This window comes from Herbidospora solisilvae, assembly GCF_009901565.1.
GTDB classification, from domain to species: Bacteria; Actinomycetota; Actinomycetes; order Streptosporangiales; family Streptosporangiaceae; genus Herbidospora; species Herbidospora solisilvae.
Genome location: NZ_WXEW01000007.1, coordinates 116,885 through 129,288 on the forward strand (window position 1 = coordinate 116,885; position 12,404 = coordinate 129,288).

Consider the following 12,404-nt stretch of genomic DNA (forward strand, 5'->3'; position numbering starts at 1 on the left):
TTCGATCTCCGAGACAGCCCGCTAAGGTACCCCCATGGATTCGAGCAACATCCGCCTGGCAGTGATCCCCGGCGACGGGATCGGCACCGAGGTCGTCGCGGAGGGCCTCAAAGTTCTCGACGCGGTCGGCGTCAAGGTGGAGTCCACCCACTACGACCTGGGTGCGGCGCGCTACCACGCCACGGGTGAGACCCTGCCCGACTCGGTGCTCGCCGAGCTGCGCGGCTTCGACGCGATCCTGCTTGGCGCGGTCGGCGACCCGAGCGTGCCGCCGGGGGTGCTGGAGCGCGACCTGCTGCTGCGCCTGCGCTTCGAGCTCGACCACTACGTCAACCTGCGCCCGGTGAAGCTCTTCCCGGGCGTGGAGACCCCGCTCGGCAAGGCCCGCCCCGAAGACATCGACATGATCGTCGTCCGCGAGGGCACCGAGGGCCCCTACGCGGGAGCGGGTGGCGTGCTCCGCAAGGGCACCCCCCACGAGATCGCCACGCAGGATTCGGTCAACACCGCCCACGGCGTCGAGCGGGTCGTGCGCTACGCCTTCGAGAAGGCCGCCGGCCGGGAGCGCCGTCACCTCACGCTGGTCCACAAGACCAACGTGCTGACCTTCGCCGGCGACCTGTGGTCGCGTACGGTCAAGCGGGTCGCCGAGGAATACCCGCAGGTCACCACCGACTACTGCCACGTCGACGCGGCCTCGATGTTCTTCGTCTCGCAGCCGCAGCGGTTCGACGTGATCGTCACCGACAACCTGTTCGGCGACATCATCACCGACATCGGCGCCGCCATCGCCGGTGGCATCGGCCTGTCGGCCAGCGGCAACGTCAACCCCGACCGCACCGCGCCGAGCATGTTCGAGCCGGTCCACGGCTCGGCCCCCGACATCGCCGGGCAGGGCAAGGCCGACCCGAGCGCCACCATCCTGTCGGTCGCCATGCTGCTCGACCACATCGGCCAGGCCGAGGCCGCCGCCCGCGTCGAGCAGGCGGTCGCCGACGACCTGGTCGAGCGCGCCGGCGCGTGGGCGGCCCGCACCACCCGGGAGATCGGCGACGACATCGCCGCCCGAGTAGCCGGCTGATCGCCGGCCACCTTCGTCGTTCAGTAGCGCACAGTGGCCCGTGTTGGGTCACTGTGCGCTTTTTTGTGCCCCGCGACATGCCCTAGGTTTTCATCAGTAGCGTAGAGAGGAACCCGCATGACCAGCCAGCTCAGCTTTGAGGTGCGCCCCAACCCCCAGGCGCGCAGCACGTCGGAAAGAGAGCGGGTGCTGGAGGCGCCCGGCTTCGGGCAGACGTTCACCGACCACATGGTGTCGATCGACTTCACCGAGGGCGAGGGCTGGCACGACGCCCGCCTTGAGCCCTACGGTCCGCTCGTCCTCGACCCGGCCACCTCGGTGTTCCACTACGCCCAGGAACTGTTCGAGGGTCTCAAGGCCTACCGGCAGGCCAACGGCTCGATCGTCGCGTTCCGCCCCTACGCGAACGCGGCCCGGTTCAACAGCTCGGCCGCCCGCATGGCGATGCCCGAGCTACCCGAGGACGTGTTCGTCGAGTCGCTCGAACTGCTCGTGCAGACCGACCGCGAGTGGGTGCCCACGACCGAGGGCCACAGCCTCTACCTGCGCCCCTTCATGATCGCCACGCAGGCCGGGCTGGGCGTCAACTACCCGTCGAAGACCTACCGCTACATGGTGATCGCCTCACCGGCGGCCTCCTACTTCGCGGGCGGCGTGAAGCCGGTCTCGGTGTGGCTCTCGACCGAATACACCCGCGCCGCCCCCGGCGGGACCGGCTTCGCCAAGTGCGGCGGCAACTACGCGGCCGCCTTCGTGGCCCAGCGCCAGGCCGTCGCCGAGGGCTGCGACCAGGTCGTCTGGCTCGACGCTGTGGAGCACCGCTACGTCGAGGAGATGGGCGGGATGAACCTGTTCTTCGTCTTCGGCGACCGCCTGCTCACCCCGGCGCTCACCGGCACCCTGCTGCCGGGCATCACCCGCGACTCGATCCTCACCTTCGCGGCCGACCTCGGCCTGACCGCCGAGGAGGGCCGCATCTCGATCGAGGAGTGGCAGGCCGGGTGTGAGTCGGGCGAGCTCACCGAGGTCTTCGCCTGCGGCACCGCCGCGGTCGTCACCCCGGTCGGCTCGGTGAAGGGCGCCGACCGCGCCTGGACGGTCGGCGACGGCACCCCCGGCCCGGTCACCCTGAAGATCAGGGATGAGCTCATGGGCATCCAGTACGGCACCCGTCCCGACCCCCACAACTGGGTGCACAAGATCGCCTAACGCTTGCGGACCAGCGTCAGACCGTCGGCCACCGGGAGCAGCACCGAATCGACCCGGGGGTCGGCGGTCACCATGTCGTTGAACTCGCGCAGCACCGGCACGTTGCCGCCCGCCTCCGGGTCGGTGATCCGGCCGCCCTGGATCGTGTTGTCGCACACGATCAGGCCGCCCGGGCGCATGCGGGGCAGCAGCGCCTCGTAGTAGGCCGGGTAGCCGCCCTTGTCGGCGTCGATGAACGCGAAGTCGATCTCCTCGTCGTCGGGCATCGCGCCCAGGGTCTCGACCGCGTCGCCGAGCCGCAGCTCGATGCGGTCGGTGAGCCCGGCGCGCTCCCAGTACTTGCGGGCCATCGACGTCCACTCCTCGCTGACGTCGCAGGCGATCAGCCGCCCGCCGGGAGCCAGGCCCCGGGCGATGCAGATCGAGGAGTAGCCGGTGAACGTGCCGACCTCGACCGCCAGCTTCGCGCCGGTGAGCTGCACCAGCATGGTCATGAACGTGCCCTGCTCGGGCGCGATCTGCATGCCGGCGAAGTCGGCGTGCAGAGCCGTCGTCTCGACCGCGAGATCACGAAGGACCTGGTCGGGCTGGGTGGCGTGGGCGGAGAGGTAGGCGGGCAGCGCTTCGCCCAAGTAGGAACCCTTCATGATCACTATCTTACTTGGTGAGATCGATGTGCCAGATGGTGGTTCCGGCGGGTAAGCTCGGCTTCACCATGTTCAACGGTCTGCTCATTATTGGCAGGCGCGCCGGCTGACGGATCATTCCAGCCAGGCGCGCAGACCTCTCACGCCCGTGAGGGGTCTTTTTGTTTGTCTCGCAATCACCCAAGGAACCGAGATGGCCGACGACCGCTTCCACGTGTACGACACCACGCTCCGCGACGGCGCCCAGCAGGAGGGGCTCAACCTCTCCGTTGCCGACAAGCTCGCCGTCGCCCGTCACCTGGACGCCCTGGGGGTCGGTTTCATCGAGGGCGGTTGGCCGGGCGCCAACCCCAAGGACACGGAGTTCTTCCGGCGCGCTCAAACAGAGCTCGACCTGAAGCACGCGCAACTCGCCGCGTTCGGCGCGACCCGCCGGGCCGGAGTGAAGGCCGCCGACGACCCATTGGTGGCCGCCCTGCGCGACTCCGGCGCGCCCGTCGTGACCCTTGTCGCCAAGAGCCACGACCGGCACGTCGAGCTGGCCCTCCGCACGACACTGGAGGAGAACCTCGCGATGATCCGCGACACGGTCTCCCACCTGCGTGCGGAGGGCCAGCGGGTGTTCCTCGACGCCGAACACTTCTTCGACGGCTACAAGTCCAACCCCGCCTACGCCCTGGAGGTGCTCCGCACGGCGGCCGAGGCCGGGGCGTCGGTGATCGCCCTGTGCGACACCAACGGCGGGATGTTGCCCGACGAACTGGCGGACGTCGTCCACAACGCGGTGCAGACCAGCGCCCGGATCGGCATCCACTGCCACGACGACACCGGCTGCGCGGTCGCCAACACCCTCGCCGCCGTGCGGGCCGGGGCGACCCATGTGCAGGGCTGCGCCAACGGCTACGGCGAGCGCTCCGGCAACGCCAACCTGTTCACCGTGGTGGCCAACCTCCAGCTCAAGCGGGGCTTCGACCTCGTGCCGCCGGAGGCGCTGCGCGACATGACCCGCATCGCCCATGCCATCACCGAGGTCACCAACGTGACCCCCAACTCCCACGCCCCCTACGTCGGCGCCTCGGCCTTCGCCCACAAGGCCGGCCTGCACGCCTCGGCGATCAAGGTCGACCCGAACCTCTACCAGCACATCGACCCCGCCGAGGTCGGCAACGACATGCGCATGCTGGTCTCCGACATGGCCGGCCGCGCCTCGGTCGAGCTGAAGGGCCGCGAGCTCGGCTACGACCTGAGCGGCGACCAGTCGCGTGAGCTGGTCGACCGGGTCAAGGACCTGGAGTCGCGCGGCCACACCTTCGAGGCCGCCGACGCGTCCTTCGAGCTTCTGCTCCGCGACACCCTCCACGGCGAGCGCCGCCGCCACTTCACGGTGGAGTCGTGGCGCGTGATCGTCGAACGCCGCCCGACGGGCGAGGTCGTCAGCGAGGCGACCGTGAAGGTCCACGCCAAGGGCGAACGCATCGTCGCGACCGGCGAGGGCAACGGCCCCGTGAACGCCCTCGACCGGGCGGTCCGGCTGGCGCTGGAGAAGCTCTACCCCGAGCTGGCGACCGTCGAGCTGATCGACTTCAAGGTCCGCATCCTGGAGGGCACCCACGGCACCGACGCGGTGACCCGCGTCCTGGTGACGTCAAGCGACCCGAAGGGCGACTGGAGCACGGTCGGCGTCGACGAGAACATCATCGAGGCGTCCTGGCAGGCCCTGGAGCAGGCCGTGACGTTCGGCCTGCTCCGCGCAGGTTATGAAATCTGACTGCCGCGCCTCCGGCACGGCTGCTCGGTCGCCTTGAGTCTGGGTCTTCCCTCGTCACTCCGGTTCGCTTCGCTCTCCTGCGTTCCTCAGTCCAGACCCAGACGCTCTCTCGCGATCTAGACGAGGTCCTTACCCGAGATCTTGAACGAGACGGGGCCGTTCGGGGTGTGCGCGATGACCGTGCGCCCCGAACAGGTCACCGAGCCCTCGGCGGTGCCCGGCACGACCACGGTGAGCAGGCCCTTGGCCGACGGCGACACGATCACCGGGGCGGCGGTCTTCTGCATGTAGGTCTGGGAGATCCAGCCCTGGAAGGGCTTCGGCTGTCCAGAGACGATCTTCTGGCCCTTCACCGGTTTGCAGCCCGGCAGCACGAACTGCACGACCGAGGCCCGCCAGTCGTTGTCCTTCACCACGACCCGGCCGCCGTCGTTCCCGACGACCGAGAACCGCGGGTCGAGGTGCCAGAGGTTGCGCACCTTCCCGGACGCGACCGTGTCGAGCACCGCCATGACGTCCTTCTTGTCGTGGTTGACCAGCACGGCCCGGGTCCGGCTGACGCCGTAGGCCCGGTCGGTCAGCGTGTACGACTGGCGGTCGTCCTTGACGGTCTTCTTGGTCAGCGACGACGGCGTGCCCGGCCGCAGCCTGCGGCCCTGCGGGATCGGGACGTTGTGGGCCTCGGGACTGAGGGTCCAGTTGCGGTAGGGGCTCGGCTCGTAGGAGTGGAACCCGGCCTCGGTCAGGATCGGCCGGCCCTGGGCGTAGTAGGTGACGCCGAGGTGGTCTTCGTGGCCGTGGAACTTCATGCCGGGGCCGTACCGGATCGAGTAGTAGGAGGCGTCCTTTGCATCCCAGGCGGACCGCCCGAAGACGTACCCGGCCTTGTAGATCTGGACCTTCGAGTCGGGCCGGGCGTAGGCCACCGGCTGCACGTCGGCCGCGCCGTCGCCGATCGGCACCAGGAAGCCGTTGGGCATCGTGGCGGCCGAGATGTGCTCGGGCATCAGGTCGAAACGCGAGGCCATCTCGGCGGGCACCTTCTGGCCGCACTCGCGGATCCGGTCCATGGCGACCTTGAGCCGCTCGTGGAAGTAGATCGCGTACCGGGGCGACTGCTCCAGGAGGGCGCCCTGGGAGTCGACGTCCATCTTGGTGGTCGTGGTCATCCGGCTCAGCGCCTTGGCCTTCCACGCCTTGTTGTCCATGCGGCACCCGACGCCCAGCAGGGCGATGTCGGCGTCGAGCCCGTGGTTGTGGCCCCACTTGTAGTGGGAGTTGTCGTTGAGGAACCGCGCGTGGCCGTGGAGGCTGTCGGTCAGCCACTTGGCCGAGACGTGCTTCGACAGGCACACCAGCACCGGCGTCCGCAACGAGACGGTGTGCTCGGCCCACGCCAGCTTCGGCGTGTTGCGCCCGTGGTAGGGGTTCTTCTCCACCCAGTCCTTGATCACGGCCGTGCCGCGGGCCAGGTAGGACGCCTTGCCGGTGGTCTCGTAGTCGGCCACCAGCCGCCCGGCCCAGCGCAGCGACTGGAACACCATGACCCAGGACCGGTTCTTGTACGGGTCGAGCTTCCAGTCGACCCTGTCACCGATCTTCACCGGGTCGAGATCGAGGAACCCCAGCTCGCCGTCCATGACCTCGGGGGAGGTCGGCGTCGAGGGCAACCACTCACCCTGACACTCGGGCGTCTTCGCCACGGCATGGGCGGGCCCGGCCTGGATCAGGCTCCCTAACACGACAAGAACGGCGAACACGCCGAATCGGATACGGCGCGTCACGCCTGTTCCTTCCATACGGGGGGCGCGGCTCATGCTGGCCGACGGTACGTCGCAGGTCAAGTCGGTCGGCAGAGCCTGGGAAACACCTGAGAAGCGGGGAACGTGCTAATCGACGATCTCGTCGAGAGCCGGCCGGAGTGCAAGATCACTGGACCACATATGTCTATGAGGCGGAACGCCTGGCCTCGATCGCCTCCCGCGCACGACGCATCTCGGCCTTGAGGGCGGGCGCCGCCTGTTCGGCCACCTCGCGAAGGACCGGAAAGCGCTCTTCCCAGGTCTCGACATATGCGGGCCCGAGCATCCGGTGCAGTCGAGGCCACGCCTCAAGCAGCCGGTCGAAGGCCAGGTAGTGCTCCACGTCGGCCCGCACGCCCTCCGTGATGACGATCTGGTACATCATCCGGCATTCGGTGGGGTCGCCCACGTCGAAGCTGCGCTGGCCCGACCAGCAGAGGTGCAACGGCAACTCGACCACGCCGTCGACCGGGCCGCGCAGCGCCGCCAGTGAGGTGGACGCGCGGTCCGGGACGTCCGCGTAGCGGCTCGGAAGGGCCATGTCCCCAGTATCCCCTCGCCCCTCCCGCCGCACAGCTCTTTGGTTCAGATCCCGTATAGGACTAGCTTGCCGCCGGTCCGGCGCTCTGGACCACGTCGAAGGTCCACACCTCCGCCTGGCCCTGCCCGTGCCCCTGCCCCGACCACCGCTGGAAGTCCTCCTCGCTGCGCCAGCGCGTGTAGACCAGGTATCTGTCCGTCCCCTCGACCGGGCGCAGGAGTTCGAACCACTCGAAGCCGTCGGCCGTCTCCACCGTTCCGGCGCGGCCGGCGAAGCGCCGTTCGAGGTCGTCGCGCATCTCCGCCGGGACGGTCAGGACGTTGATCTTCACTACCGATGCCATGGCGCCACCTTACGAGGCACTAGCCTGGGACGGTGCGTATCGCGAGGTTCTCCACTGGTGGCGGGGTCGCCTTCGGTGTGGTCGAAGAGGGCGAGCAGGTGCTCGCGAGGATCGACGGGCATCCCTTCGGCGGGGTGTCGCTGACGGGGGAGCGGTTCCCCGTCGCCGAGGTGCGCATGGTCGCGCCGATGTTGCCGTCCAAGGTCGTGGCGATCGGGCGCAACTACGCCGACCACGCCAGGGAGATGGGCAACGACGTGCCGGAAGAGCCGATGATCTTCCTGAAGCCGTCGACCTCGGTGATCGGGCACAACGAGCCGATCGCCTACCCCGAGCACCTCACCCAGCACGTCGACTACGAGGGCGAGCTCGCCGTCGTCATCGGGCGGCTCTGCCGCGACGTGCCGGTCGAGCGGGCCAATGACGTCATCCTCGGTTACACCTGCGCCAACGACGTGACCGCCCGCGACCTGCAGAAGAAGGACGTCCAGTTCACCCGGGCCAAGGGGTTCGACACGTTCTGCCCGCTCGGGCCGTGGATCGAGACCGACCTCGACGCGTCCGACCTCGCGCTCACCACGACGGTCAACGGCGAGTTGCGGCAGAGCGGGCGCACCTCCCAGCTGATCTTCGACATCCCGGCGCTCATCGCCCACGTGAGCGCCGTCATGACCCTCCTGCCGGGTGACGTCATCCTCACCGGCACCCCCGCCGGCGTCGGGCCGGTCAAGCCCGGTGACGAGGTCTCCGTGGGCATCGAAGGCATTGGAACTCTCACCAACAGGGTTGTCTCTCGTGACTGAGGTACGTGTTCGCTTCGCGCCGTCCCCGACCGGCATGTTCCACGTGGGCGGCGCCCGGTCGGCCCTCTTCAACTGGGCCGTCGCCGAGCAGACCGGCGGCAGGTTCGTGCTCCGGATCGAGGACACCGACGCCGCCCGCAACCGCCCCGAGTGGACCGAGGGCATCATCTCGGCGCTAGCGTGGATCGGCATCCACAGCGAGTCGCCGCTGTTCGAGGGGCCCTACTTCCAGTCGTCCTACGCCGACCAGCACCGCGAGACGGCCGCCCGCCTCTTCAAGGAGGGCCGCGCCTACCACTGCACGTGCACCCGCGACGACGTGAAGGCCCGCACGGGTTCGGAGCACAAGGGCTACGACGGTCACTGCCGCGACCGCGGCCTCACCGAGGGCGCGCTGCGCTTCCGCACCCCCGACACCGGCGTCACCGTGGTCGAAGACCTGGTCAGGGGCACGGTCGAGTTCCCCAACGACGCGATGGAAGACTTCGTGATCTCCCGCGCCGACGGCTCGCCGCTGTTCGTGCTGGCCAACGTGGTCGACGACGTCGAGATGCGCATCACCGAGGTCATCCGCGCCGAGGAGCACCTGTCGAACACGCCGAAGCAGCAGCTGCTGTGGGAGGCGCTCGGCCACACCCCGCCCGTGTGGGCGCACCTCCCGGTGATCGTCAACGAGAAGCGCCAGAAGTTGTCGAAGCGGCGCGACAAGGTGGCCCTGGAGTCCTACCGCGACGAGGGCTACCTGGCCGAGGCCATGGTCAACTACCTGATGCTGCTCGGCTGGGGCCCCGGCGACGACCGCGAGATCATGCCGTGGTCGGAGATGGCCCCCCTGTTCGACCTCCGCAACGTCAACCTGTCGTCGGCCTTCTTCGACGAGAAGAAGCTGCGCGCCTTCAACGGCGAGTACATCCGCAAGCTGACCCTCGACGAGTTCGTCGAGCGCTGCGACCCGTTCCTCGACCCGTCGTGGGACCGGGCGACCTTCCGTAAGGTCGCCGAACTGGCGCAAACCCGCGTGGCGGTCCTGTCGGAGATCGCCCCCAACGTCGACTTCCTGTTCCTCGACGAGCCCGTCCACGACCAGCAGTCGTGGGACAAGGCCATGAAGGCGGGCGCGACCGAGGTCCTGACCGGCTACGCCGCCCGCCTGGCCGGCGTCGACTGGACCCCCGACGCCCTGAAGACCGCCCTGGAGGAGGTCGGCGCCGAACACGGCCTCAAGCTGGGCAAGGCGCAGGCCCCGGTCCGCGTGGCGATCACCGGCCGCACGGTCGGCCTGCCGCTGTTCGAGTCGATCGAGGTCCTCGGCCGCGAGAAGTCGATCGAGCGCGTCAACGCGGCCCTGTCGAAGCTCTGACGTTCCATCGGCCGCCTGCCCCGGCAGGCGGCCGTTCTCAGAAGCCTTTCCCGTTACGGCTCCGCCCACCCCGGCCCCGCCCGCCGCCTCCGCCTCTCGCCGCGACCGGCGCCGACCACCGGTTCCCGGCTCGCGCCGCGACGCGTACACCCCAGGGTTGGGGCCGGAAAAGACCAGGGTCCACAGGGCGTCACACGGCCCCCACACTGAGCGCATGTCCCTAAGCGCGAAGATCTCCCGTGCGTTCATCGCCGTCACCGTCGCCGCCACGGTCGTGCTGGCCCCGGCCGGGCCGGCGTCCGCCGGGATCTGGCAACTCACCGACGGGTTCGAGCCCGGCACCAATCCGGAGTCCCGGTGGACGCCCACGGTCGTCAACCAGTGCTGGGGGCCCTACTACACCGGCGGTCTCGGGCCGCCCCGCTCCGGCACCGGCTTCGCCCACTGGCGGGTGCTCTACCGGCCCGACTGGTGCGCGATCGGGCGCACCATCAGCCTCACGCCGTTCATCACCCGCCCGGGGCCCATCAGGTGCACCGCGGGCGTCTGGGCGCGGCTGCGCGGCCAGGGTCCCCAACTGAACGTCGAAGTGATCGATCCCGACACCTGGACGTACATCGCCCTGAAGACGGTGCCGTATCCCGGCTGGAGGGCCGACTACACCCTCCACACGGTGAGCTGGACCGCGCAGCGCGCCGACGTCGTGCTGCGGTTCGCCATGGCGGCCACGGACAACGGGCCCTACGCCGCCGAGATCGAACTCGACGACGTCGTCGTGCAGTGCACCTACTGACGGTCAGAGGAGCCCGCGCCTTTCCAGCAGCGGTTCGATGCGCGGATCGCGGCCGCGGAAGGCGCGGAAGGCCTCCATCGGGTCGGCGCTGCCGCCCTTGGACAACAACCGCGACCGGAAGACGTCGCCGTTCTCCCGGGTCAGCCCGCCGTTCTCGGTGAACCAGTCGACCGTGTCGGCGTCGAGGACCTCGCTCCAGATGTAGGAGTAGTAGCCCGCCGCGTATCCGCTGGCCCAGATGTGCGCGAAGTAGGTGCTCCGGTAGCGCGGCGGCACCGCCGGCAGGTCGAGCCCCGCGCCGCGCAGGGCCGCCACCTCGAACGTCTCGGCGTCGCCGCCCTCGTAGTCGGTGTGCCAGGCCCAGTCGAGCAGGGTGGCGGCCAGGTATTCGACCGTCGCGAAGCCCTGGTTGAACTTCTGCGCCTCCAGCATCCGGTCGACCAGCTCGCCCGGCATCGGCTCGCCGGTCTCGTGGTGCCGGGCGTAGTTGGCCAGGATCTCCGGATGGGTCGCCCACATCTCGTTGACCTGGGACGGGTACTCGACGAAGTCGCGCGGCACCGACGTGCCGGAGAAGCGGGGGAAGCGCACGTCGGAGAACAGGCCGTGCAGGGCGTGACCGAACTCGTGGAACATCGTGTTGACCTCGTCGAAGGTCATCAGGGTCGGCTCGCCCTTGACGATGTTGAGGTTGTTGACCACGACCGGGCGGTGACCCGTCAGGCCCGACTGGTGGACGAGGCTGTTCATCCACGCCCCGCCGCGCTTGGACGCCCGCGCGTGGAAGTCGCCCAGGAACAGGCCCAGCGGGGAGCCGTCTTCGTTGGCGACCTCCCAGACCCGCACGTCGGGGTGGTAACCGATCAGGTCGGGGCGCTCGGTGAACGACAGGCCGTAGAGGCGGTGGGCGGCGTGGAAGACGCCGTCGACCAGGACGCGGTTGAGCTCGAAGTAGGGCCGCATGGCGGCGCTGTCGATGTCGTAGCGGGCCTGGCGCACCTTCTCGGCGTAGAACGCCCAGTCCCAGGCCTCGATCGGGAAGCCCGCCTGCTCCTCCAGGGCCTCCTGCTCGCGGCGGGCGTTGGCGACGGCGGGGGTGACGAGCTTGTCGAGCATCTCGGTCACCGCGCCGGTGGTGCCGGCGGTCTGGTCGGCCAGGACGAACTCGGCGTGGTTGCGGTAACCGAGCAGGTTGGCCCGTTCGCGGCGGAGCCGGGCGATGCGGGTGATCAGGTCGGCGTTGGCGGCGCCCCGGCCCGTGGAGGCGCGGTGGACGCGCTCGCGCAGCGACCGGTCGGTCAGCGACGACAACGCGGGCTGGCCGGTCGGCAGGACCAGGGTGATCAGGTACTTCCCGTCGAGCCCCCGCTGGCCGGCGGTCTCGCGCAGCCCGGCGATCTCGTCGGCGGAAAGGCCGTCGAGGGCCGACGCGTCGTCGACGGCGACCGCGCGCTCGTTGGTGTCGGCGAGCAGGTTCTGCTGGAAGGAGGTGGCCAGGCCGGACAGCTCCTCGTTGATCGCGCGGAGCCGGGCCTGCTGGCCCTCGTCGAGCTCGGCCCCGGCGCGTACGAAGTCGGTGAGGTAGCGCTGGAGCAGCCACTGCTCCTCCGGCACGTCGGTCCGCACGGCCTTGAGCCGCGCGTAGAGCGCCGCGTTGAGGTGGATGGAGTCGCCGTGGGCGGCCAGCTTGGGCGTGATCTCCTTCTGGATCTCCTGGATGCCGGGGGTGGTGTCGCTGCCCGCCTGGTTGAAGAAGACGATGGAGACCCGCTGGAGCGTCTCGCCGGCCCGTTCGAGCGCCTCGACCGTGTTCGCGAAGGTCGCGGGGGCCGGATCGGACGCGATGGCGTCGACTTCGGCGAGGTGCTCGGCCATGCCCCGTTCGAACGCCGGAACGTAGTGCTCCTCCCTGATCTCCGCGAACGGCGGCAGCCGATAGGGGAGGTTGCTGGGCGTGAGGAACGGGTTGGTCATCGGCCGGACTCCTTCGCGAATCGGGACTTTCAGCTTGTCACACCGGTCATCGGCGAGGCGATCGGCTTTCGTTTTGGCAGTGG

General features: G+C 69.3%; 11 protein-coding genes. 6 read left to right on the top strand and 5 right to left on the bottom strand.

From position 1 onward, the window contains the following. The first annotated feature begins 34 nt into the window (after positions 1–34). Positions 35–1,081: a 3-isopropylmalate dehydrogenase gene (locus tag GT755_RS23655; RefSeq protein ID WP_161481845.1), complete on the top strand. Its 1,047-nt coding sequence runs from the start codon at positions 35–37 to the stop codon at positions 1,079–1,081. Positions 1,082–1,198: 117 nt separating this feature from the next. Continuing rightward, complete coding sequence (locus GT755_RS23660) at positions 1,199–2,290, top strand: branched-chain amino acid aminotransferase (protein WP_161481846.1); 1,092 nt, start codon at positions 1,199–1,201, stop codon at positions 2,288–2,290. Here GT755_RS23660 and GT755_RS23665 read toward each other — a convergent pair. Further along, entirely contained in the window at positions 2,287–2,937 is a 651-nt protein-coding gene (locus GT755_RS23665) for an O-methyltransferase (RefSeq protein WP_161481847.1), read from the bottom strand. The genes GT755_RS23660 and GT755_RS23665 overlap by 4 nt on opposite strands. Positions 2,938–3,130: 193 nt before the next feature. On the opposite strand from GT755_RS23665, the gene cimA reads away from it, so the two are divergent. Beyond that, positions 3,131–4,705, top strand: coding sequence for a citramalate synthase (cimA, locus tag GT755_RS23670; protein WP_161481848.1), 1,575 nt, complete (start codon positions 3,131–3,133; stop codon positions 4,703–4,705). A gap of 116 nt (positions 4,706–4,821) precedes the next feature. Here the strand turns inward: cimA and GT755_RS23675 are convergent, their stop codons facing one another. The 3 genes from GT755_RS23675 to GT755_RS23685 form a co-directional block, all read right to left on the bottom strand. Continuing rightward, positions 4,822–6,489: a heparinase II/III domain-containing protein gene (locus tag GT755_RS23675; protein ID WP_328794477.1), complete on the bottom strand. Its 1,668-nt coding sequence runs from the start codon at positions 6,487–6,489 to the stop codon at positions 4,822–4,824. A gap of 163 nt (positions 6,490–6,652) precedes the next feature. Further along, on the bottom strand, positions 6,653–7,048 hold the full coding sequence (locus tag GT755_RS23680) for a hypothetical protein (RefSeq protein WP_202610446.1): 396 nt from the start codon (positions 7,046–7,048) through the stop codon (positions 6,653–6,655). Positions 7,049–7,109: 61 nt separating this feature from the next. Continuing rightward, positions 7,110–7,391 carry an antibiotic biosynthesis monooxygenase family protein gene (locus tag GT755_RS23685; RefSeq protein WP_161481849.1) on the bottom strand — a complete coding sequence of 94 codons (282 nt, stop codon included), beginning with the start codon at positions 7,389–7,391 and terminating at the stop codon, positions 7,110–7,112. A 32-nt stretch (positions 7,392–7,423) separates the two neighbouring features. Between GT755_RS23685 and GT755_RS23690 the strand changes: the two genes are divergently transcribed. The 3 genes from GT755_RS23690 to GT755_RS23700 all read left to right on the top strand — a co-directional run bounded on the left by GT755_RS23690 (position 7,424) and on the right by GT755_RS23700 (position 10,347). After that, on the top strand, positions 7,424–8,194 hold the full coding sequence (locus GT755_RS23690) for a fumarylacetoacetate hydrolase family protein (RefSeq protein ID WP_161481850.1): 771 nt from the start codon (positions 7,424–7,426) through the stop codon (positions 8,192–8,194). Continuing rightward, entirely contained in the window at positions 8,187–9,554 is a 1,368-nt protein-coding gene (gltX, locus tag GT755_RS23695; RefSeq protein WP_161481851.1) for a glutamate--tRNA ligase, read from the top strand. Before GT755_RS23690 ends, gltX begins: the two co-directional genes overlap by 8 nt. A 214-nt stretch (positions 9,555–9,768) precedes the next feature. Beyond that, positions 9,769–10,347 carry a hypothetical protein gene (locus GT755_RS23700; protein ID WP_161481852.1) on the top strand — a complete coding sequence of 193 codons (579 nt, stop codon included), beginning with the start codon at positions 9,769–9,771 and terminating at the stop codon, positions 10,345–10,347. Between the two features lie 3 nt (positions 10,348–10,350). On the opposite strand, the gene GT755_RS23705 is transcribed toward GT755_RS23700, so the two are convergent. Further along, on the bottom strand, positions 10,351–12,321 hold the full coding sequence (locus GT755_RS23705; protein ID WP_161481853.1) for a M3 family metallopeptidase: 1,971 nt from the start codon (positions 12,319–12,321) through the stop codon (positions 10,351–10,353). Between the last annotated feature and the right edge of the window lie 83 nt (positions 12,322–12,404).

Coding starts and splice junctions, on each gene's coding strand:
- GT755_RS23655 (WP_161481845.1), top strand. CDS start 35: ATGGATTCGAGCAACATCCGCCTGGCAGTGATCCCCGGCGACGGGATC.
- GT755_RS23660 (WP_161481846.1), top strand. CDS start 1,199: ATGACCAGCCAGCTCAGCTTTGAGGTGCGCCCCAACCCCCAGGCGCGC.
- GT755_RS23665 (WP_161481847.1), bottom strand. CDS start 2,937: ATGAAGGGTTCCTACTTGGGCGAAGCGCTGCCCGCCTACCTCTCCGCC.
- cimA (WP_161481848.1), top strand. CDS start 3,131: ATGGCCGACGACCGCTTCCACGTGTACGACACCACGCTCCGCGACGGC.
- GT755_RS23680 (WP_202610446.1), bottom strand. CDS start 7,048: ATGGCCCTTCCGAGCCGCTACGCGGACGTCCCGGACCGCGCGTCCACC.
- GT755_RS23685 (WP_161481849.1), bottom strand. CDS start 7,391: ATGGCATCGGTAGTGAAGATCAACGTCCTGACCGTCCCGGCGGAGATG.
- GT755_RS23700 (WP_161481852.1), top strand. CDS start 9,769: ATGTCCCTAAGCGCGAAGATCTCCCGTGCGTTCATCGCCGTCACCGTC.
- GT755_RS23705 (WP_161481853.1), bottom strand. CDS start 12,321: ATGACCAACCCGTTCCTCACGCCCAGCAACCTCCCCTATCGGCTGCCG.